We start from the raw sequence: 21461 nt of genomic DNA, 5'->3' as shown, positions 1-21461 counted from the left end.
TTTAAACAAGTGAGCGCAGTTGGGAGTCCCAAGCCTGACCGGAGGCCTGCCTGTCTGAGGGCAGGCGCCAGCTGCAGCGCCCCTTGGGAAGGGCCGATTTTAGTTCACAAAGTGCTGGCCGTGCCGTGAGCCGGCAAAAGCAAGACCTGGTCCAGCGGCATCGGGTAGCCGACTGCATAGCCCTGTGCGTAGTGCACGCCAAAGCCGCGCAACAGGTCCAGGATGGCCAGGTTTTCGACAAACTCGGCCACGGTCGCCTTGCCCATGAGGCAGCCAATCTCGTGGATGGACTTGACCATGGCCAGGCTGACCGCGTCGGTGGCAATGTCACGCACAAACTGGCCGTCGATCTTGAGCACGTCCACCGGCAGGTTGCGCAGGTACGCAAACGAAGACAGCCCGCTGCCGAAGTCGTCCAGCGAGAGCCGGCAGCCCAGTCGGCGCAGGGTGGCAATGAAGTCCTGGGCCGCGTGCAGGTTGCCGATGGCGGCGGTTTCGGTGATCTCGAAGCACAGCTTGTGGCAGGGCATGGGCGTGGCGGCCAGGGTCTCCAGCACAAAAGCCATGAACTGGGGGTCCCCCAGCGACTGCCCCGAGAGATTGACCGAGCACTGCTCAATCTGGTCCTGGTGCGCCACCATCCATGCCAGCGCATGGCGCACCACCCAGCGGTCCACCCGGGTCGCCAGGTGGTAGCGCTCAACCGCCGGCATGAATTCGCCCGGCAGCACCAACCGCCCATTGACGTCGCGCATGCGCAGCAAAAACTCGCAGTGCAGGCCACGCACGCCCCCCCCGCCAATCGGCACGATGGGCTGGGCATAGAGCACAAAACGGTCGTTGCGCAGGGCGTTCTCAATGCGGCTCACCCACTCCATGACGCCGTAGCGCTGGGCCAGCGCCGGGTCGTCGGTGGCATAGACGTGGATGCGGCCCCGCCCCGCATCCTTGGCCACATAGCAGGCACTGTCGGCCGCCTGCAGCAGCGCGCCTACGCTTTCGCTCTGCGCATCCAGCTGCACCATGCCAATGCTCACCCCCACGCCAAAGCTTTGGTCCTGCCAGACAAAGCGGTAGCTGGCCAGGCGCTGCTGCATCTGCTCGGCCAGGCGCAGGGCCTGGGGCAGCGTCTGCTCGGTCAGCACCACGCCGAATTCGTCGCCGCCCAGGCGGCACAGGTGGTCCTGCGGACCCAGCACCTCCAAAAACAGCTGGGCCACTTGGCGCAGCAGCGCGTCGCCCGCGCCGTGGCCACAGGTGTCGTTCACCACCTTGAACTCGTCCAGGTCCAGGTAACACAACACGTGGGTCTGGGCCTGCTCACGGGTGCGGGCAAAACACTGGGCCAGCGTGGCTTCAAAGGCGCGGCGGTTGCCCAGCCCGGTCAGCTCGTCGTGCGTGGCCTGAAAGGCCATTTCGCGGCTCAGACGGCGTTGCTCGGTCACATCCCGAAAGACCAGCACCGCCCCTTGCACCACTCCTTCCGCATCGCGGATGGGGGACACCGCCGCCTCAACCAACACGCGGCCCCGCGCATGGGCCAGGCCCAGCTGCGGGTACCGCTGGGTTTGCCCCGCTGCCATGGCGCTGGCCACCACATCCAGGTCGGGCGCCAGCTCGCTACCGTCCAGCGGAAATACGGCCTGGTAGGGCCGCCCGATGGACGCCACCAGCGTGGCCCCCGTCAGGGCTTCGGCCACCGGGTTGATATAGAGCAGCAGACCCTGGGCGTTGGTGGTGATGACGGCATCGCTGATGGCATGCAGGGTGACCTGCAAGCGCTCTTTCTCTTGGTACAGCGCATCTTCGGCACGTTTCTGGCGCTCCAGAAAGCGCACCCGGTCCAGCGCTACCGCCACGTGGCCCGCCAGCGCCTGCATGAAATCGAGCTGCCAGTCCTGCGGCGGGCGCACGCCCTCGACATCGCCAAAGGTGCCCATGCCCACCACCCCCAGCCGCTCTCCGGCCAGCAGCAGGGGCACATTCACGATGGTGCGGTTGTCCAGCTGCGCCACCACCGCCTTGTTGGTACGCGGGTCGGTGCGGGCGTCATCCACCACCACCACGTGGTCTGCCGCCAGAATTTCCTCCAGCATGCGGTCCCCTGCAATCGGGATGTCCATGGTCTGGGCCATCTGGTGGCGATCCCGGTAGTCGGGGTCCGAGGTCAGCTGGCTGATGATGGACACAAAGCCGGGCCGCTCCCCCAACAGGGCCAGCCAGGCATGGGCATAGCCCAGCACCTCGTCCACCACGGGAGCCACCGCGCCCAGAATGTCTGGCAGAGTCCGGGCACGCTCCAGACGCTTGCACAGCTGCAGCAGGGCTTTGGTGGGGTGTTGCGCATCCGGGGCGCTCTGGGGGTCCGTCATGAGCGTTGAGTGTAGCCATGGGCATGCCCGACAATAAGCGCCCGGGCCGCGAAAAACCGCCACACTGCCCAACTGTTCACATTATTGATGTTTTAGGCCTCTAGCCCCCGTAGACATTGCGCGACAAGCTCCTGTTTTGATAGCAAACCCCCTCCCCTCCAGCACCACCCTGGATGCCTGCAACGGCATTTTGCGCACCGTGTTCGGTTACGACGCCTTCCGCGGACCCCAGCAGTCCATCGTGGAGCACGTGGCACAAGGCGGCGACGCGCTGGTGCTCATGCCCACCGGCGGCGGCAAGAGCCTGTGTTACCAGATCCCCGCCATCGCCCGCCAACAGGCCGGACTGGGCGCCACGCTGGTCATATCACCGCTGATCGCGCTGATGCACGACCAGGTGGGCGCGCTGCATGAGGCGGGTGTCAGCGCCGCCTTCCTCAACTCCACGCTGAGTGGCGACGAGGCCTACCAGATCGAGCAGCAACTGCTGCGCGGCGAGATCACCCTGCTCTACGCCGCGCCCGAGCGGGTCAGCAATGCGCGCTTCCTGGCCTTGCTGGATTCACTCTTCGAGCGCGGCAAACTCAGCCTATTTGCCATTGATGAGGCGCATTGTGTGAGCCAGTGGGGCCACGACTTCCGCCCCGACTACCGCAACCTGACGGTGCTGCACGAGCGCTACCCCGGCATTCCCCGCATTGCGCTGACCGCCACCGCCGACGACCTGACGCGGGCCGACATCCTGGAGCGGCTGCAGCTCGAAGACGCGCGTGCGTTCGTCAGCAGCTTCGACCGCCCCAACATCCGCTACACCATCGTCGAAAAAAAGGACTCCACCACCCAGCTGCTGCGCTTTATCGAGCGCGAGCACGAGGGCGAGGCTGGCATCGTCTACTGCCAGAGCCGCAAGAAGGTGGAAGACATGGCCCAGACCCTGGTGGACGCTGGCATCAAGGCCCTGCCCTACCACGCCGGGCTAGACCAGAAGGTGCGCCAGACGAACCAAGACCGTTTTTTGCGCGAAGAGGGCATCGTGATGGTGGCCACCATCGCCTTTGGCATGGGTATCGACAAGCCCGATGTGCGCTTTGTGGCCCACCGCGACATGCCCAAAAACATCGAAGGCTACTACCAGGAGACGGGCCGCGCCGGCCGCGACGGCCTGGCCGCCGACGCCTGGATGGCCTATGGCCTGCAGGACGTGGTGAACCAGCGCCGCATGATCGACGAGAGCCCGGCCAGCGAAGAATTCAAGCAGGTGATGCGCGGCAAGCTCGACGCCCTGCTGGGCCTGGCCGAGGCCACCGACTGCCGCCGCGTACGCCTGCTGGGTTACTTTGGCGAAGCCAGCCAGCCCTGCGGCAATTGCGACAACTGCCTGAACCCGCCCGCGGTCTGGGACGGCACCGACGCCGCGCGCAAACTGTTGTCCACCATTTACCGCATCCAGCAGATGAGCGGCGTGAGCTTTGGCGCCGGGCATTTAATGGACATCGTGCGTGGCAAGGCCACCGAAAAGGTGACCCAGTACAGCCACACGAGCCTCAGTACCTTTGGCTTGGGATCAGATTTTTCAGAACTGCAGTTGCGCGGCGTGTTGCGCCAGCTGATTGCCATGGGCGCGGTGGCGGTGCAAGGGGGTGAGTTCAGCACGCTGCAACTCACCGCCGAATCACGCGCCGTGCTCAAGGGTGAAGTGCCGGTGATGTTGCGGGAGTCGGTATCCGCGCCGGCCGACCGCAAGAGTCGGCGCAACCCACGCCTGGGTGCGGTGGTCAAGGCGCCGATCAACCTGGACAGCGAAGGCCTGCTGCGTTATTCGGCCCTCAAGGCCTGGCGGGCCGAGGTGGCCAAGGAGCACAACCTGCCCGCCTATGTGATTTTTCACGACGCCACGCTGGCGGCCATTGCGCAGCGGGCGCCACAGAGTCTGGACGACCTGCAAGGCATCAGCGGCATAGGCGCCAAAAAGCTGGAAGCCTATGCCAGCGACGTGCTGCGGGTGGTGGCGCTGGAGTAGATCGCAGCGCCGGGGCAGGCGCTCAGTGGCGGTGGAAACCGCTCTCGTAGGCCATGGCGGCGCCCGACATGGTGTTTTGCAAGCGCTGGATAGCGCGCATGTGACGCGCAGCGCACGCGGCGTCGGCCGCTTTGGCCCGGTGGTGTTGCACCAAGGCCTGGAATTTGGCGCGGCAGGCCTCCAGGGCACCGGCGAAGTTCAGGGCGATGTAGGCCGAATGGTCTGCATGGGTTTGGCGGAATTCGCCAGACCAGTAGTCAAACAGCTGCCACTTGTAGGTGCCTTTTTCAGGCACTTGGATCGTGTCTCGGTGCATAGTTGCCGCGCTAAGAGAAGGAAATAGACGCCAGTGCGGCCCCAGGAGTCCAACGTGGGCTGCGGTTTGGCGTCCGCATGAGCCTTTCACGCACCAAGGGGGGGATCGGTTGACAGCCGGTTCAAATAATTACAAAAGGGTTACCAGAACGGTGCATCTTCAGTGCACAAAGCCCATGGACCGGCGCTCGCGCACCTCGGGTTTGAGCCGGTGTTCGGCTTCCAGTTGCTCCAGAAACTCGTCTGGCTCCAGCACGGTGCCCAGAATGTCCGCCTGGCGGCGCACCGCGGCGACATCGCCCAGGCAAAGCTGGTCCAAGGCCGCCAGGCGGCTGGCCAGCGTCGCGGGCAAAGCCTCCAGTCCCGGACAGGCCTCGGCCAGAAACACCGCCTCGCGCTGCGCCGGGCTCAAGGGCAGGAACTCAATCTTGAAGGTAAAGCGGCGCAAGGCCGCCGGGTCCAGCCGGTCCATCAGGTTGGTGGTGCAAATGAACACGCCGCGGTAACGCTCCATGCCCTGCAGCATCTCGTTCACCTCGGTGACCTCGTAGTTGCGCTGGGCGCTGCGCCGGTCTTGCAAAAAACTGTCGGCTTCGTCCAGCAACAGCACCGCCCCCTCGGACTCGGCCTCGCGGAACATGGCGGCCATGGCCTGCTCCGTTTCGCCAATGTATTTGCTCAGCAGGTGGCTGGCCTGGCGCACCAGCAGGGGGCGGCCCAGCGCCATGGCCATGTGTTCGGCCAGCGCCGTTTTGCCGCTGCCGGGCGGTCCATAGAAACACAGCGTGCCATGGCCACGGGTTTTCAGCGCCTGCACCACGCGCCCGATGTCGTAGCGGCTTTGCAGGTGCAGCAGCTCCAGGCGGTAGGCACTCAGCGCCGTGGGTGTGGTCACGGCCTGCGCCGCGTTGCCCAGCGCCAGATCCGCGTTTTTCAGCTGGCGCTCAATCAGGGCCTCCAGAGCCTCCCCTGCCAGGGCGGCATCGACGGGGTCACGGGCCAGCGTGGCGAAGCGGGCCGCGGTGCGTATTTGGGCGGGCGTCAGGCCTTTGCGGCTGCTCAGGCGTGCCACAAACCCCTCCGACACCGGCACTTCGGCCAGGGTTTTGCGGACCAGCGCCTCGCGGGCACCCGGTGGTGGCGATTTGAGCTCCAGGTGGTAGGCAAAGCGGCGGCGAAATGCCGGGTCAATCTGCTCAATGCGGTTGGTGACCCACAGCGTGGGCACGGCGTTCGACTCCAACACCTGATTGACCCAGGCCTTGCCACTCACGCTGCCGCTGGCCGGTGCGGCCGAAGCGTCCGCCCGGGCAATCAGGTGTGCGGCCTCGCTGGAGAGCGGCGGAAACACGTCCTCTACCTCGTCAAACAAGAGCGCGGCCTGGGCGCTCCCCTTGAGGAACACCTGGGCGATTTGCAGCGAGCGGTAACGGTCGCGCCCACTCAGGGAATTGCCATCACGGTCGGCGTATTCCACCTCGAACAACTCCAGCCCCGCCTGCTGGGCCACCACCTTGGCCAACTCGGTCTTGCCGGTCCCCGGGGGGCCATACAGCAGCACATTGATGCCCGCCTCCTTGCGCGCCACAGCGTTGGCCAGCAGGCTGCACAACACGGCCGCGTCTTCGGCCACAAAGCTGAAGTCCTGCAAACCCAGTTGGCTTTTGGTGGACAGGCGGGTGAACACGGCCATCAGCTCCGCCTGGTCGCGGTACCGGCGCATCAACACAGGGGGCAGCTTTTCGCTGACCTTCATGAGGTCGGCCAGGTCGGTGATGTTGTGTTCGGAGATCAGGTTTTCCACCAGCCCAATGCGCTCCAGGCGCGAGCCCGCACGCAGCGCCTCGCCCAACTCCTGGGCACTCACGCCCGCCACGTCGGCAATGGCGGCGTAGGCTTCGGGCGCGTTATTGACCTTGAACTCCACCAGAATGCTGCGCATGTCGCGCTGGTAACGCGCCAACGTACCGTACAACAAGAGCGCCCGCTCCGCCTTGTTCAGTTGCAAGAGCCCGGCCAGGGCGTCGATGTTTTTCTCCACCAAAGTGGGCTGCTTTTTCAACGCATGGCGCAGCCACTCCCCGGTGACCGAGAGCACGCTAATCAGGTCTTTGGGCTGGTCCTTGGCGTATTCGTCCAGAAAGAAGAACAGGGTGGCTTCGTCATAGGGACCACACCATTGGCCATAACGCGCCAGGAACTCCGAGGCATCCAGCGTCTCGTGGCCGCGCCACAGCTCGTTGCCCTGGCATCGCCGAGCCAGAAACTCACGCAAGCGGCCCAACACCGACACCGGCCAGACCAGGTGCCGCCCGGCCAGGCCCACTACGCCATTGAAATCGCGCCGCACATTGAAGTTGGCCCCTTGGCGCGCCGCCAGGGTGAGCACAAAGTGGGAACACATCAGATCCAGCACCGGCGCCTCTTGCAGGCCCGGTGAGGGAATGAGATGTCCACCCTGGGAGGGGAACAGCGTACGCTTGACCATCCAAACGCCTCCAGCACAGTGAGGTGCTGAAATGACGATAGCGCAGTCTGGGCCAAGATGGAAGCCACGGACCCCAGATTTCCACAAAGCGGGCAGAAGTCACCCGCGCAGGCAGCAACACCGGATGGGTGTGGGTAAAATTCCGGCTTTCCAATCGAAGAACCCAAGGATCCACCATGTCCGCACCTGACAACCACGCCAACAACCATGCCACCGACCCCGTGGACGAAGTGGTGCCTTTGATGCCCATCGTGTTGCCTATCGTGGGCGGCGTATTGATGTTCCTGTTGGCGTTCATCGCCGTGTCGATGGCCTGAACCTGACTCAATTGCCCGCACTGCGCCCCCCGTAGGCGCTGGTCGCGGGTCGCCGGGTTGGAGGCACACTGCGCTGCCTCGCCCTGCGGGCCCCTGCACCAAGGCAGGCCGCCCCCACACTCCTCCCGCCCCAGACATTCCGCATTCAGGCCCCGCGCCACGACGTGGTCAACCACGTTCGTGCAACATTCGGCACACCGCAAATTTTCACAATACAGAAGTGGCTAGCCTCATAAGCATTTGTCGATGCAATTAATGCATAGTTATTCGATGTAATCGCTTCGTAACTTCGGTACCAGTTCTTAGAATTCACGAGAAGCGCTTGGTTGCAGGGTCCATCAGTCCCGGCCGAGCCGTCTTCTCAAAGTTGCAGGCAGCCGGCCTTGTGGCCCCCGATTTTGAAAAGACGTTTTTCAAACTTAGGAGCTTTTCATGAACGCACCCGTGATGCAGGGCCTGACCCTCAACACCCCCAGCTATGTCAAAAACCCCCGTCTGATTGCCTGGGTGGCCGACATGGTGGCCCTGTGCAAACCCAAAGATGTAGTTTGGTGCGATGGTTCCGAAGAGGAATACCAGCGCCTGTGCCAGCAACTGGTGGATCTCGGCACCTTCAAGAAGTTGAACCCCGCCAAGCGCCCCAACAGCTTTCTGGCCTGCTCGGACCCCAGCGATGTGGCCCGCGTGGAAGACCGCACCTTCATCTGCTCCGAGAAAAAGGAAAACGCCGGCCCTACCAACAACTGGATGGCCCCCGCCGACATGCGCACCCTGCTGCAAACCGGCACGGCAAGCGAAAAAGCCCTCTTCGACGGCTGCATGCAAGGTCGCACCATGTATGTGGTGCCCTTCTCCATGGGCCCGCTGGGTTCGCACATCGCCCACATTGGCATTGAACTGACCGACAGCCCCTACGTGGCGGTGAACCAGCGCATCATGACCCGCATGGGCAAAGCCGTGTTCGATGTGATTGGTGTGGACGGCGCCTTTGTGCCCTGCGTGCACACGGTGGGCGCACCGCTGCAGCCGGGCCAGACCGACGTGAAGTGGCCATGCAACAAGACCAAGTACATCGTGCACTACCCCGAGACGCGCGAGATCTGGAGCTACGGCTCAGGCTACGGTGGCAATGCCTTGCTGGGCAAGAAGTGTTTTGCGCTGCGCATTGCCTCCAACATGGGCCGCGACCAAGGTTGGCTGGCGGAGCACATGCTGATCCTGGGCGTGACCAATCCCGAGGGCAAGAAGTACCACGTAGCGGCCGCCTTCCCCAGCGCCTGCGGCAAGACCAACTTCTCCATGCTGGTGCCACCTGCCGGCTTTGACGGCTGGAAGGTCACCACCATCGGTGACGACATCGCCTGGATCAAACCCAGTGCCGACGGCAAGCTCTACGCGATCAACCCCGAGGCGGGTTACTTTGGTGTGGCACCCGGCACCAACTTCCACACCAACCCCAACTGCATGGCCAGCCTGGACAAAAACGTGATCTTCACGAACGTTGCGCTGACCGATGACGGCGATGTGTGGTGGGAAGGCATGGAAAAAGACACCGGCGGCCTGCCAGACCACCTGATCGACTGGCAGGGCAAGGACTGGACGCCCGCAATTGCCAAGGAAACGGGCGCCAAGGCTGCCCACCCGAATGCCCGCTTCACCGTGGCCGCTGGCAACAACCCTGCACTGGATAGCCAGTGGGACGATGCCAACGGCGTGGCGATTGACGCTTTCATCTTCGGTGGCCGCCGCTCCACCACCGTGCCGCTGGTGACCGAAGCGCGCAACTGGACCGAAGGTGTGTACATGGCTGCGACCATGGGCTCCGAGACCACCGCCGCCGCCGTGGGCCAAATGGGCGTGGTGCGCCGAGACCCCTTTGCCATGTTGCCCTTCATGGGCTACAACATGAGCGACTACTTCCAGCACTGGCTCACCATCGGTGCCAAGCTGGCCAACGCTGGCGCCAAGCAACCCAAGATTTTCACCACCAACTGGTTCCGCAAGGGCGATGACGGCAAGTTCGTCTGGCCCGGCTATGGCGACAACATGCGCGTGCTGAAGTGGATGATCGACCGCATCGAAGGCAAGGCCAGCGGCACCGAGACCGGATTTGGCGTGGCGCCTCAATATTCCGAAATCAACTGGACCGGCCTGGACTTCAGCCAGGCCCAGTTTGACTCCGTGACCAGCCTGAACAAAGACGACTGGAAGGCTGAAATCGCCTTGCACACCGAGCTGTTCACCCAACTGGCCTACCACTTGCCGAAGGAACTCGAAGAGACCAAAACCCAACTGGCACAGCGCCTCGCTGCCTGAGGGTTATCCAAGATCTGGCCCGGCGCATCCCGCCGAGGCTGGGCGTTGGCCTGCAAAACACCCGTTTGCGGCCGCACCATGCAAAAAGCCACCGAACCGGTGGCTTTTTTCTGCCCGCCTGCTGGCGGGCCCACGAGGGAAGCGACTTAGGCTTCGTTGCGGCTGCGCATCACGGCGTGTTGCAGTTCGGCCATGATGCGGGGGTCGCGGTGGGCGTATTCCCACATTTTTTCTTCCATGCGGCGCTCTTGGGCCGCGCGGACCCAGCCCATGATCACAGCAGAAGCGGCAGCCGACATCTTGCGCAGGGGAGGAGCCAACAGGGCCAAGGCGGCAAAAGCCACGGTCCACAGAGCCACCCAGCCCACCAACAAATGTCCATCCACCCAGGTGTCGATCACTTGGTCGGCCACCACCAGCAGGGCGGACAACACAGCGGCCAGCAACATGCCAGCCAAGGTACGGGAGCCTTCTGCCTTTGGGGCGGAAAGTACGGCGGGGGCCGAAGCAAAATACGAGGAAGAGAGTACGGTGGTCATGGTCAACTCCTTGAAAAGGTTGAAGCTCACTGGGATAAATCTTTGAAGTGAGTGAATCATAGGGTTAACCCTCATGCGACTCAACTTTTGCTTAGTGATGCTTGGTATTCACCAAAGTTATGATTCGCCATGGCCACCCCACCACTCAACCTGCGCACCTTTGACCTGAACCTGCTCAAGGTGTTTGACACGGTGATGGCCGAGCGCAGCTTGACCAAGGCCGCCGAACAGCTGGCGCTGACCCAGCCCGCGGTCAGCAACGCCCTGCGCCGCCTGCGCGATGCCCTGGGTGACGAGCTGCTGGTGCGCAAGGGCCGCAGCCTGGAGCCCACGCCGCGCGGCCAGGAACTCTGGCCGGCCGTGCGCGAAACCTTGCAAAAGCTGCAGGCCTCACTGGCACCCAGCGTGTTTGACCCCGCCACCGCCGCCACGACCTTTGTGCTGACCATGGCCGATGCCACGGCTGCGGAGCTCATGCCGCCGCTGGTGGAGGTGCTGGCGCGGGATGCCCCCGGTGTGTCACTGCGCGTGGTGCCACTGACCACACGCGACCCGCGCCGCGTGCTGGACGAAGGCGGCGCCGACCTGGCCATCGGCCACTTTCCGGCAGTGCTGACCGACCTGACCGCACGTGCGCAGGCTGGCGCCGCCGAGTCCTTCCGCCACCACCGGCTGTTTGTCGGTGACTATGTGTGTGTGATGCGCAAGGACCACCCGATGACCCAGGGCAAGTTCACGCTGGACCGTTTTTGCGAGGCCAGCCACATGCTGGTGAGCTTCTCGGGCCGGGCCTTTGGGTTTATTGACGAATCCCTGGTCAGCCTCAAGCGCACGCGGCGCGTGGTGCTGACCGTCAACCAGTTCTTCACCGCCGGGCGCGTGGTGGTGCACTCCGACCTGCTCACCGTGTTGCCACGCCACTTTGTCAACGTCACCGGCTACGCCGACCAGTTGGTGATCCGCGAGCTGCCCTTCAAGGTGCCCCCCATCCAGGTGGACGCGCTGTGGCACCAGCGCCTGGATGCTGCCCCCCCGCACGCCTGGCTGCGCCAACAAATTGCACTCCTGGGCGACCGCCTGTTTTCCGCATGAAACTCCAACTGCTCTCGGACCTGCACCTCGAAGGCAACCCCCACTGGCAGGCCCGCCCCCTGCCCGGTGCCGATCTGCTGGTGTTGGCGGGTGATGTGGGTTCGTACCAGACCGGTTCGCAGCTGGCGGACGCAGACTTCGGCCTGGCGCGCTTTTCGCCACGGCAGGGCTGGCCTACCCCGGTCGTGTTTGTCCCCGGCAACCACGAGTACGACACCTTTGACTTTGACGAAGCCCACGCCCGCCTGCGCGCGACCTGCGAGCGCCTGGGGATTCTCTGGCTGGAGCGCGAAACCCTGGTGATGCACGGCGTGCGCCTCGTCGGCACCACACTGTGGACCGACTTTGATGCACTGGCCGTGAACGCCCCGGAAGCCCAGCGATTGAAGGCGCGCGACAAGGCCTACCGCGCCGCCAACTACTACCTGAAGAAAACGCTGACCACCCGCCATGGCGAACCCTGGCTGGCCGAAGGGCTGCGGGCCCAGGCGCTGGAGTGCCAGGACTGGCTGCGTACGGCGCTGACAGCGCCCTTTGACGGCCCCACGGTGGTCATCACCCACTTTGCGCCCAGCCTGCACAGCGCCGATCCGCGCTACGGCCTGGTACCGGGCACAGCGGGTTTTTGCAATGCGCTGGATGAACTGCTGCCCTACGCCCAGCTCTGGCTGCACGGCCATCTGCACGCCCCCAGCGACTACCGGGTGGGCGGCTGCCGCGTGGTGGCCAACCCGCTGGGCTACGCGCGCAAAAACGAGCAACTGGGCTACCGGCCCGATTTCTTGATTGAAATAGGCATCTAGGCCGCGCAGATACTGCGCCAAAAGCTATTAATTCAATAGCAAATGCAGCACCTCGCGACTCACAGGCCAGGCTCCGGCGCCAAGCGCACAAAGCTGGCGAAGCGCGGCACGCCCTGTGCGGTGTGCCCGCGGTAGCGGTAGGTGACCCAGCTGCCCACGGGTGGCGGTGCGGCGCGCTCGGCATCGCTAAAACCCGTGCCGAGCTTGAAGCGCTGCGCGGGCCGCCCCTCCTGTGCCGCCAGCTCCACCCACAAGGCCCCCATGTGCCCGGCGTGTTTGCCCTGCCCTGGCACATGGGCCAGCACACGGGCTTCGGCGTCGGCATGGGGTTTCAGTTTGCGCAGGCCATCCGTGCGTTGCGGGGTGTAGCGGGTGTTCCCCTGGTGCAGCATCAGGCCCTCGCCACCGGCACGCACCGTGGCGTCCAACTGGCGCTGCAAGGCATTGGCATCGGTGGCCGGGGTGTGCACGACCGCCTGCACCCAAGGCTGGGCAATCTGCAGCACGGTGGCCTGCAGGGCGGGCAGGCGTTCATCAAACACGCCACCGTGGGCTGGCAGGTCAAACACCATGTAGCGCAGCGCACGCCAGGCAGCCTCATCAGGGCGCTGGTCACGCACGGTGGCCACGGCCTGGGCAAACTGCCCGCGCCCGGCCCACAGCTCACCGTCCAGCGGCTGGGCGGGCCACCCGGCCGTGAACCAGGCCGGCGCTGCCAGGGCGTGGCCGCCGCGCGTACGCAACTGCTGCCCATCCCAGTAGCCCCGCACACCGTCGTACTTCTCGCTGACCCACACACCGGCCAGCGGGTGGCGGCTGGTGTGCACCTGGGCCAGCATCAGGGCGGGCGGCTGGGCCGGGCTGGCGGCATGGACGGACACGGTGGCCCCTATCCAGCCCAGGGCGCTACCTTGCAGCAGGGTACGGCGCGTCAGGTTCTTGTGGTGTGGCATGGTTCTCCCCTTGTTGGACAAGAGAGTTTGATGTGACGCACGGACTTCTGCAATAGCGCCACTACACTGGCGTTTTTACTGAGGAGCGTTCCATGAAGATTCTGTTGGCCGTTGACGGCAGCGCGTACAGCAAAAAAATGCTGGCCTACCTGAGCACCCACGAAGCCCTGCTCTCGCCCGCCCACGAGTACACGGTGTTCACCGCCCAGCCCGATTTGCCACCACGCGCCAAAGCCGCCGTGGGCAAAGAAGTGGTGAAGAGCTACCAGTCCGAAGAGGCTGAAAAAGTGCTGGCCCCTGTGAGCAAGTTCCTGCTGCGCCACGGTATCAACGCCAAGACGGACTGGAAAGTCGGCCCCGCCGGCGCCGCCATTGCCAAGCTGGCCGACAGCGGCAAGTTTGACCTGCTGGTGATGGGCAGCCATGGCCACAGCGCGCTGGCCAATCTGGTGATGGGCTCGGTCACCACGCAAGTGCTGGCGCACTGCGAGGTGCCGGTATTGCTGGTACGTTAAGAGCACGCCAAGCCCGCGCCCCCGGCGCTGGGCTTACCAGCGCTGGTGCACCAGCGGTTTGGCGTAACGCGCGTACACCTCAGCCAGCGCCTGCATGCTGGCGTCGCTCAATGGCGGCAAGTCCGCAGCGGCCACGTTGTCGGCCACCTGCGCGGGGTTCTTGCCACCGGGGATGGTGCAGGTCACGGCCGGGTGCATCTGGATCCAGCGCAGCGCCATTTGCGCCATGCTCATCCCCGCGGGCACCAGCGGACGCATGGCTTCCACGGCCTGCAGGCCCACCGCAAAGTCCAGCCCCGAAAACGTCTCACCCTTGTCAAAGGCCGCACCCTCGCGGTTGAAACCGCGGTGGTCGTCTTCGGCAAAGGTGCTTTGCGCGGTCATCTTGCCGCTCAGCAGGCCGCTGGACAGCGGCAGGCGCGCCAGGATGCCCACGCCGCGTTTTTGGGTTTGTTCAAACAGCAGCTCGGCCGGACGCTGGCGGAACAGGTTGTAGATGATCTGCACGCTTTGCACGCCGGGGTACTCGATGGCCTTGAGCGCTTCCTCCACCTTCTCCACACTCACCCCGTAGTGGCGCAGCTTGCCTGCCGCCACCAGGTCATCCAGCACACCAAACACTTCGGGCATGTAGAACACCTCGGTGGGCGGGCAGTGCAGTTGCAGCAGGTCGATGGCTTCGGTGTTCAGGTTCTGCAGGCTGCGCTCCACAAACGCCGTGAGGTTGGCGCGTGTGAAGCCGGCGGCTACATGGGGTGTGAGGCGGCGACCGGCCTTGCTGGCCACATAAAACGGCTCGCTGCGCTCCTTGCGCAGGCGTGCCAGCAGGCGCTCACTGCGGCCGTCGCCATACACATCGGCGGTGTCGAAGAAGTTGACGCCCAGGTCCAGCGCGCGGTGCAGGGCGGCCATGGAGTCGGCATCGTCCACTGCGCCCCAGGTGCCACCAATGGCCCAGGCGCCGAAGCTCACGGTTGAAATGTTCCAGCCGGTACGGCCCAGGGGACGGTATTGCATGTTTTGTCTCAGTTCAAAATGCTATGGTTTCAGGAGCTGCTCGCGCAATGATTACGGGGGCTAGAGGCCTATTTGACCTCAAACCCTAAGACCCTGGCTTGCGCCCGGCTTCAAACACCCGCTGCAGCACGCAGAACACAAACAGCAGCGCGCCGATGACGATGCGTGTCCACCACGAGCTCAAGCTGCCGTCGAACATGATGAGCGTCTGGATCACGCCCAGGGTAAGTACCCCAAACAGCGTGCCCGCCACATAACCCACGCCGCCACTGAGCAGGGTGCCTCCGATCACCACGGCGGCAATCGCGTCCAGCTCCAGCCCCACCGCATGCAGGCCGTAACCCGACAGCATGTAGAAGGTGAACACCACGCCGCCCAGCGCCGCACAAAAGCCACTGAGCGCGTACACCGCCACATTGGTGCGTGCCACGGGCAAGCCCATGAGTACGGCCGAATGTTCGGAGCCGCCAATGGCGTACACGGTGCGACCAAACTGCGTGCAATGCGCGACAAACACCGCGCCCGCCAGCACCAACAGCGCCAGCACGGCACTGATGGACACCATGGGGCCTTCGGGCCAGAGGTGGATGCGGGTTTGTGCCAGCACGGTGTAGGCCTCGTCGGTGATGCTGATGGAGTCGATGCTGATGAGGTAACACAGGCCCCGCGCCAGGAACATGCCCGCCAGCGTGACGATGAAGGGCTGCAATCGGAAGCGCTGGATCAACCAGCCCATGAAGGCGCCGAACAGCGTGCCCATGCACAGCACCAGCGGAATGGCGACCATCAGGTCCCAGTGCAGGTGCTGCACCAGCTTGGCCAGCACAATGGTGCTGAGCGCCACCACCGAGCCCACCGACAGGTCGATGCCACCCGACAGGATGACGAAGGTCATGCCCACCGCCACGATGACCAGAAAGGCATTGTCAATCAGCAGGTTCAGAAACACCTGGGCCGAGAAGAACCCGGTGTAGGACACCGCACCAAAGACCGACATGGCGGCAAACAGCGACACGGTGGCCGCCAGCGGAATGTATTTGCTCTGCAGCTTCATGCCTGGCTCCCTGCGTGGGGGCGCACCACCCAGCCGCGCACGGCGCGGCGGAACTCGGCGGACTGCATCAACATCACCACAAACACCACGGCGGCCTTCACCACCAGGTTGATCTCCGGCGGCACACCGATCGAGTAGATGGTGGAGGTCAGCGTCTGGATGATGAGCGCGCCAATCATGCTGCCGGCGAGGCTGAAGCGCCCGCCGGTCAGGAGCGTGCCGCCCAGGGTGACGGCCAGAATGGCGTCCAGCTCCAGCAGGTTGCCGGCGTTGTTGCCGTCCGCACTCTTGACGTTGGAGCTGATGATCAGCCCCGCAATCCCGGCCGTGAGGCCGCAAAACGCATAGACACAGATGCTGATCAGCCGCTCCCGCACACCGGCCACACGGGCCGCGGCGGGGTTGATGCCGATGGCCTGGATAAACAGGCCCAGCGCGGTGCGCGTGACGGCCAGGTGCATCACCAGGTAGACAAAGGCTGCGATGAACAGCGCAAACGGCAGGCCCCACAGGTAGCCGCTGCCAATATAGAAATAGGGCGGGTAATACACCGTGACAATTTGCCCGTCGGTGAGCAACTGCGCCACACCACGCCCCGCCACCATCAGGATCAGCGTGGCGATGATGGGCTGCAGGCCGATTTTGGCCACCAGCACGCCATTCCACAGCCCACAGGCCAGGGCGGTGAGCAGCGCACACACAATCGCCAGCCACATGGGGAAACGGCTGATGTGCTGGGCCACCCCATCGGTGATGACCAGCTTGCCGCCCACCATCAGGGCGGCCACCGCCGCACTGATGGCCACCGTGGCACCCACGGAAATATCAATGCCGCGGGTGGCAATCACCAGCGTCATGCCCAGCGACACCAGCATCAGCGGCGCCGCGCGGTTCAGGATATCAATGACGCTGCCGTACAGGTGGCCGTCGCGCCACTGCAGCATCCAGAAGCCGGGGTTCAGGCTGGCGTTGACCATCAGGATCAGCACCAGCGTGACCACCGGCCACAGCAAAGGGTGCGTCTGCACCCGCGCCAGCAAAGAAGGCGTGTTGGGTGTGCTCATGCCTGCCCCGCAATCATGGCGTAGACCGCGTGGTCATTCGTGCCGCCCGGCAGTTCGCCCACCTTGGCACGGTCACGCAGCACCACGATGCGGTCGGAGACGCGCACCACTTCTTCCATCTCGGAGGAGATGAACAGCACGGCCATCCCCTGTTTGGCCAGGGCCAGTATCTCGTTCATGATTTCCTGCTTGGCGGCAATGTCGATGCCGCGGGTGGGTTCGTCCAATATCAAGAGGCTGGGCTGGGTGGCCAGCCAGCGCGCCAGCACGGCCTTCTGCTGGTTGCCGCCCGAGAGCTGGCCGATGGGGGTGTCCACATCGGCGGTCTTGATGCCCAAGGCCTTCACATAGCCCTCGGCCAGCGTGGTTTGCTGCACCCGGCCAATGGCCGGCCACAGGCCCTGGCGGGCCTGCAAGGCCAGCACAATGTTCTCGCGCACCGAGAGCTCGGCGATGATGCCCTCGGCCTTGCGGTCCTCGGGGCACAGGGCCAGCCCCATCTGGATCGCCGTGGCCGGTGAATCCATGCGCACGGGCTTGCCGCCCAGCAGAATCTCGCCACCATCACTGCGGTCCAGGCCAAACAGCAGGCGCGCCAGCTCGGTCCGCCCCGAGCCCAGCAAGCCGCCCAAGCCCACCACCTCGCCGCGGCGTATGCCGAGGTCTATGGCTTTCACGTGGCCGCGGCGGTTCAGGGCCTGGGTTTGCAGCCACTCGGGCTCGGCCGCTCGGGCCGCGCCATCGGCATGCTGGGCGCCGTGCGCGGCCGCCAGTTCGCGCCCCACCATGGCCGCAATCAGCGCGTTGTGGCCCAGCTCGGCGGCCGGGTATTCGCCCACCAGCTCGCCATTGCGCAGCACGGTGATGCGGTCACACAGGGCGTAGACCTGGTCCAGAAAGTGGGTGACGAACAGAATCGCCATGCCCTGGTCACGCAGCTGGCGCAGCACGCCATACAGACGCTCCACCTCTTCGTCGTCCAGGCTCGAAGTGGGTTCATCCAATATCAGGACCTGGGCCGAGATGCTCAGGCCACGCGCAATCGCCACCATCTGCTGCACGGCCACCGAGTAGCTGCTGAGCGTTTGGGAGACGTCAATGTCCAGGTTCAGGCGCGCCAGCAGTTCGCGCGCTTCGCGGTGCATGCGCTGCCAGTCGATGGACCACAAACCCGCTGCGCCCTTGCGCGGGTAACGTCCCGCAAAAATGTTCTCGGCCACCGACAGATTGGGGCAGAGGTTGACCTCTTGGTAAACCGTGCTGATGCCCAGGCGCTGCGCATCCAGCGTGGACGTGGCGCGGATGGACTGGCCGTTCAGGCGCATGTCGCCCTGGTCCGCCGGGTACACGCCGGTCAGGACCTTGATGAGGGTGGACTTGCCCGCGCCGTTCTGGCCCATGAGGGCGTGCACTTCGCCAGGAAACAGGCGCAGGTTCACGCCCGAAAGTGCCCGCACGGGACCAAACTGCTTGGCCACGCCGGATAGCTCCAGCACGGGCGCAACAGCAGGAGCCGCTGGTGGTATGTGTGTCATGGTGTGTTGTAAAAAAGGCCTGCAGCGCAAGCCGCAGGCCAAGACCTGGTGACCAAATGGAGAAGCCGTCGCGATCAGTACTGGCGGCTGGGGAACTCTTTGGCCGCAGTTTCCATGGGGTACACACCATCTTTGCCGATGATGCGACGTGCCACGGTCTTGCCTGCCACGATGTCCTTGGCAGTAGCCATGACCAGCGGTCCCAACAAGGGGCTGCATTCCACGCTGACGTTCAGTTTGCCGGCGATCATGGCTTCAAAAGCACCCTTCACACCGTCTACCGAGATAACCAAGATGTCCTTGGCGGGCTTGAGACCGGCTTCTTCGATAGCCTGGATCGCGCCAATCGCCATGTCGTCGTTGTGTGCGTAGAGCACATTGATCTTCTTGCCTTCGGCCTTCAGGAAGGCTTCCATGACTTCCTTGCCCTTGGCACGGGTGAAGTCACCGGTTTGCGAACGGATGATCTTGATGTTGGGGTTGCCCTTGATGGCCGTCTCAAAACCCTTCTTGCGGTCAATGGCGGGCGCAGAACCCACGGTGCCTTGCAGCTCAACCACGTTGATGTCGCCCTTCATGGTCTTGGCCTTCTCCACCAGCCACTGGCCAGCCATCTCGCCTTGCTTCACAAAGTCAAAGCCGATGTGGGTGGCGTACAGGGAGGTGTCCTTGGAATCCACCGAACGGTCCATCAGGATCAAGGGAATCTTGGCATCCTTGATTTCCTTCAGCACGGTGTCCCAACCCGATTCCACCACGGGAGTCAGCGCGATCACGTCCACCTTTTGGGCGATGAAAGAACGCAGGGCCTTGATCTGGTTTTCCTGCTTTTGCTGGGCATCCGAGAACTTCAGCTCGATGCCGGCCGCCGCTGCGGCGGACTTCATGGAGTTGGTGTTGGCGGTGCGCCATTCGCTTTCGGCGCCGATCTGGCTGAAGCCGACCACGATCTTCTTTTGCGCCATGGCGCTCAGGGGCAAAGCCAGGGCCAGGGAAGCGGCGGCCGCAGTGGCCAGCAGGGTACGTCGGTTGTTTTTCATGTCTGTGTCTCCTCGTTTTGTAAGTGGATGCGGGCCCACGGTGTGCCAGAAGGGCCACCCGCGTCCGGCCTGCTTCTGTGCCTCTTGTGCCTCACCAGAAATCCCTGAAATCGGTACCAAGAAGTGCTCGGATAGTACGCAGCGAATTGATATAGATCTAATAGAGATTTGCATATCTCACATATAGAACTTTGGATTCAGGTTTACCCTAGGTCCTTGAATTAGAAGGACTATTTAATTCTTATGCCTGATTTAGTCCGATATTCGTCGTAAGAACCCATTGCAAAAAAGATAAGTCACAGGCTGAACTTTCTATTTCCCAAGGAAGCGTGGCGCCCGTAGCATGCAAGACCCGCAGGCCCTGCGCCCCGTCCAACTTCACCCGTTTCCCCGTATGACATCTACTGCCACCCACACCATCCATTGGCTGCACCACGCGGGCCAACGCCTGGGCCTGCTGCCCACCTTGGGCGGAAGCGTCGCCCACTGGCAGCGCGACACGGCGCCGGGCGCGCTGGACCTGTGGCGTCCCTGGGCTGGTGTGGCCGATCTCTACACCACGGCCTCGTTCCCGCTGGTGCCTTGGTCCAACCGCATTGGCCAGAGCGGTTTCACCCACCAAGGCACGACCCACCCCATGCGACCCAACCGCGCGGGTGAGCCCTACCCCATCCATGGCGATGGCTGGCTGCAGCCCTGGGCCATCCGCCAACCGCGGCTGGACACGCTGGAGATGGCACTCGAATCAAACGGCTTTGACGGCAACCCCTACCACTACCGCGCGCTACAGCGCTTCGTGCTGCGCGAGGACGGCATGGACCAGTTGCTGGAAGTGACCCATCTGGGGCCAGACAGCCTGCCCTATGGCCTGGGCCAGCACCCGGCGTTTTTGCGCACGCCGCAGGCGCGCTTGCAGGCGGCGGTGCAAGGCGTGTGGCTCAGCGGAGCCGACCCCATGCCCACCGTGCACACCACCGACTTCCCGCCCAGTTGGGACCCACGTGCCGGTATGGCGGTGAGTGGCAGCCTGATCGACAACGCCTACACCGGCTGGAGCGGCGAGTCCCACATCGACTGGCCCGAGCACGGCCTGCGCCTGCACATGCGCGAGCCGGCCGTGGTGGCGCGCGGAAAAAGCGACGGTTTTTGTCTGCTGTACCGCCCGCCGCAAGGCCAGCACTTTTGTTTTGAACCGGTGACGCACCCGATCGACGCCTTCCATGCCGAAGGCCAGCCCGGCTTGCAGGTGCTGCAGACGGGCCAGACGCTGAGCCAGCGGGTGGAATGGCGCTTTGAAACGCTGGCCTAAAACACTATCAATTCAGGAGCTGCTTGCGCAATAAGGACGAGGGCTAGCGCGCATTTAGACCATCAAAACATGTGGACAGCACCAGCTCGATGATTTCCTCGTCCGTGTGCAATTCACCCATCTTGAGAAACTCCAGCACCGGGTCACACGCGCGGGCGTACAAGGTGTAGAGCACGGCAATGGCCGGTAGCTTGGGGTTGATCAGGCCCTGCGCCTGCGCCGCCACAATCCAGGCGCCCAAGCGGTCGCTGACGTCCATCAGGCCATCCATGTACCCCTTGTGGCCCATGAGGGTGGCACGCAGCGTGGAGTTCTGGCTGGGCAAAGAGGGCATTTCTCCGCCCAGCTTCAGTCCCATGGTCCAGCGCACGACAGCGCGCAGCTTGTCCAGCGGCGCCTGGTCCTCCGGCAGGGTGTCCAGAAAGGCCTGGGCCTGGGTCATCAGGTGCGCCATGGCGGCGGCCCCGAGGTCTTCCTTGCTGGGAAAGTGCTTGTACAGACTGGCCTTGGCAATGCCCACATTGGCAGCCACCTCGTCCACCGTCATCGCCTCGAAGCCCTTCTCGGCCAGCAGCAGGTTCACGGCGCGGATGATGGCGTCTTCCCGCGCCTGCAGCATCTGCTGTTTGAAAGAGATCTTGGCGGGAGCGGCGGTGGTCATGGCGCCATTCTATTCGGGGGCGTCAAATTGTGGAGGCATCGTCCAATTTGT

At 63.9% G+C, this 21461-nt stretch carries 18 protein-coding genes and 1 riboswitch; of the genes, 7 read left to right on the top strand and 11 right to left on the bottom strand.

Translation table 11 applies throughout. From position 1 onward, the window contains the following. Positions 1-4: 4 nt before the first annotated feature. A riboswitch (S-adenosyl-L-homocysteine riboswitch) is annotated at positions 5-91 on the bottom strand. A gap of 13 nt (positions 92-104) precedes the next feature. Then, positions 105-2372, bottom strand: coding sequence for an EAL domain-containing protein (locus AC3WS7_RS16345; protein ID WP_492657111.1), 2268 nt, complete (start codon positions 2370-2372; stop codon positions 105-107). A gap of 136 nt (positions 2373-2508) precedes the next feature. Between AC3WS7_RS16345 and recQ the strand changes: the two genes are divergently transcribed. Beyond that, complete coding sequence (recQ, locus tag AC3WS7_RS16340; RefSeq protein ID WP_492657110.1) at positions 2509-4392, top strand: DNA helicase RecQ; 1884 nt, start codon at positions 2509-2511, stop codon at positions 4390-4392. A gap of 22 nt (positions 4393-4414) precedes the next feature. On the opposite strand, the gene AC3WS7_RS16335 is transcribed toward recQ, so the two are convergent. Then, entirely contained in the window at positions 4415-4708 is a 294-nt protein-coding gene (locus tag AC3WS7_RS16335) for a hypothetical protein (protein WP_296469356.1), read from the bottom strand. 159 nt (positions 4709-4867) lie between these two features. After that, positions 4868-7195, bottom strand: a complete 2328-nt coding sequence (locus AC3WS7_RS16330; protein WP_492657109.1) for an ATP-binding protein — start codon at positions 7193-7195, stop codon at positions 4868-4870. 176 nt (positions 7196-7371) lie between these two features. Here AC3WS7_RS16330 and AC3WS7_RS16325 point away from each other — a divergent pair, with 176 nt between their 5' ends. Together AC3WS7_RS16325 and AC3WS7_RS16320 are read left to right on the top strand one after the other, a co-directional pair. Then, positions 7372-7512, top strand: a complete 141-nt coding sequence (locus AC3WS7_RS16325; RefSeq protein ID WP_296469354.1) for a hypothetical protein — start codon at positions 7372-7374, stop codon at positions 7510-7512. A gap of 432 nt (positions 7513-7944) precedes the next feature. Next, entirely contained in the window at positions 7945-9828 is a 1884-nt protein-coding gene (locus AC3WS7_RS16320) for a phosphoenolpyruvate carboxykinase (GTP) (protein WP_492657108.1), read from the top strand. Positions 9829-9974: 146 nt separating this feature from the next. On the opposite strand, the gene AC3WS7_RS16315 is transcribed toward AC3WS7_RS16320, so the two are convergent. Beyond that, entirely contained in the window at positions 9975-10367 is a 393-nt protein-coding gene (locus AC3WS7_RS16315) for a hypothetical protein (RefSeq protein WP_296469352.1), read from the bottom strand. A 129-nt stretch (positions 10368-10496) separates the two neighbouring features. On the opposite strand from AC3WS7_RS16315, the gene AC3WS7_RS16310 reads away from it, so the two are divergent. Together AC3WS7_RS16310 and AC3WS7_RS16305 are read left to right on the top strand one after the other, a co-directional pair. Then, positions 10497-11459 carry a LysR family transcriptional regulator gene (locus tag AC3WS7_RS16310; RefSeq protein WP_492657107.1) on the top strand — a complete coding sequence of 321 codons (963 nt, stop codon included), beginning with the start codon at positions 10497-10499 and terminating at the stop codon, positions 11457-11459. Then, entirely contained in the window at positions 11456-12262 is an 807-nt protein-coding gene (locus AC3WS7_RS16305) for a metallophosphoesterase (protein WP_492657106.1), read from the top strand. The genes AC3WS7_RS16310 and AC3WS7_RS16305 overlap by 4 nt, the downstream gene beginning before the upstream one ends. Positions 12263-12321: 59 nt before the next feature. Here AC3WS7_RS16305 and AC3WS7_RS16300 read toward each other — a convergent pair whose 3' ends face one another. Next, positions 12322-13215 carry a DNA ligase gene (locus tag AC3WS7_RS16300; RefSeq protein WP_492657105.1) on the bottom strand — a complete coding sequence of 298 codons (894 nt, stop codon included), beginning with the start codon at positions 13213-13215 and terminating at the stop codon, positions 12322-12324. 92 nt (positions 13216-13307) lie between these two features. Between AC3WS7_RS16300 and AC3WS7_RS16295 the strand changes: the two genes are divergently transcribed. Beyond that, a complete protein-coding gene (locus tag AC3WS7_RS16295) occupies positions 13308-13730 on the top strand; it encodes a universal stress protein (protein ID WP_296469348.1) in 423 nt (140 codons plus the stop codon). A 33-nt stretch (positions 13731-13763) separates the two neighbouring features. Here the strand turns inward: AC3WS7_RS16295 and AC3WS7_RS16290 are convergent, their stop codons facing one another. The 5 genes from AC3WS7_RS16290 to AC3WS7_RS16270 all read right to left on the bottom strand — a co-directional run bounded on the left by AC3WS7_RS16290 (position 13764) and on the right by AC3WS7_RS16270 (position 19440). Further along, the gene (locus tag AC3WS7_RS16290; protein WP_296469347.1) at positions 13764-14747 is read right to left on the bottom strand and encodes an aldo/keto reductase; all 984 of its coding nucleotides are present in this window, start codon (positions 14745-14747) and stop codon (positions 13764-13766) included. A gap of 85 nt (positions 14748-14832) precedes the next feature. After that, the gene (gene yjfF, locus AC3WS7_RS16285) at positions 14833-15801 is read right to left on the bottom strand and encodes a galactofuranose ABC transporter, permease protein YjfF (protein ID WP_492657104.1); all 969 of its coding nucleotides are present in this window, start codon (positions 15799-15801) and stop codon (positions 14833-14835) included. Beyond that, positions 15798-16865, bottom strand: coding sequence for an ABC transporter permease (locus AC3WS7_RS16280; protein WP_492657103.1), 1068 nt, complete (start codon positions 16863-16865; stop codon positions 15798-15800). Before AC3WS7_RS16280 ends, yjfF begins: the two co-directional genes overlap by 4 nt. Further along, positions 16862-18400: a sugar ABC transporter ATP-binding protein gene (locus tag AC3WS7_RS16275; protein WP_296469343.1), complete on the bottom strand. Its 1539-nt coding sequence runs from the start codon at positions 18398-18400 to the stop codon at positions 16862-16864. The genes AC3WS7_RS16280 and AC3WS7_RS16275 overlap by 4 nt, the downstream gene beginning before the upstream one ends. A 74-nt stretch (positions 18401-18474) precedes the next feature. Beyond that, positions 18475-19440, bottom strand: coding sequence for an ABC transporter substrate-binding protein (locus AC3WS7_RS16270; RefSeq protein WP_492657102.1), 966 nt, complete (start codon positions 19438-19440; stop codon positions 18475-18477). Positions 19441-19834: 394 nt separating this feature from the next. Between AC3WS7_RS16270 and AC3WS7_RS16265 the strand changes: the two genes are divergently transcribed. Continuing rightward, positions 19835-20749: an aldose 1-epimerase gene (locus tag AC3WS7_RS16265; protein ID WP_492657101.1), complete on the top strand. Its 915-nt coding sequence runs from the start codon at positions 19835-19837 to the stop codon at positions 20747-20749. Positions 20750-20792: 43 nt separating this feature from the next. Here the strand turns inward: AC3WS7_RS16265 and AC3WS7_RS16260 are convergent, their stop codons facing one another. Beyond that, positions 20793-21410: a TetR/AcrR family transcriptional regulator gene (locus AC3WS7_RS16260; RefSeq protein WP_296469338.1), complete on the bottom strand. Its 618-nt coding sequence runs from the start codon at positions 21408-21410 to the stop codon at positions 20793-20795. Between the last annotated feature and the right edge of the window lie 51 nt (positions 21411-21461).

The sequence above is a fragment of the Rhodoferax sp. EU05-FHT12H12 genome (genome assembly GCF_058791215.1).
This window is presented reverse-complemented; position numbering and strand designations above follow the sequence as displayed.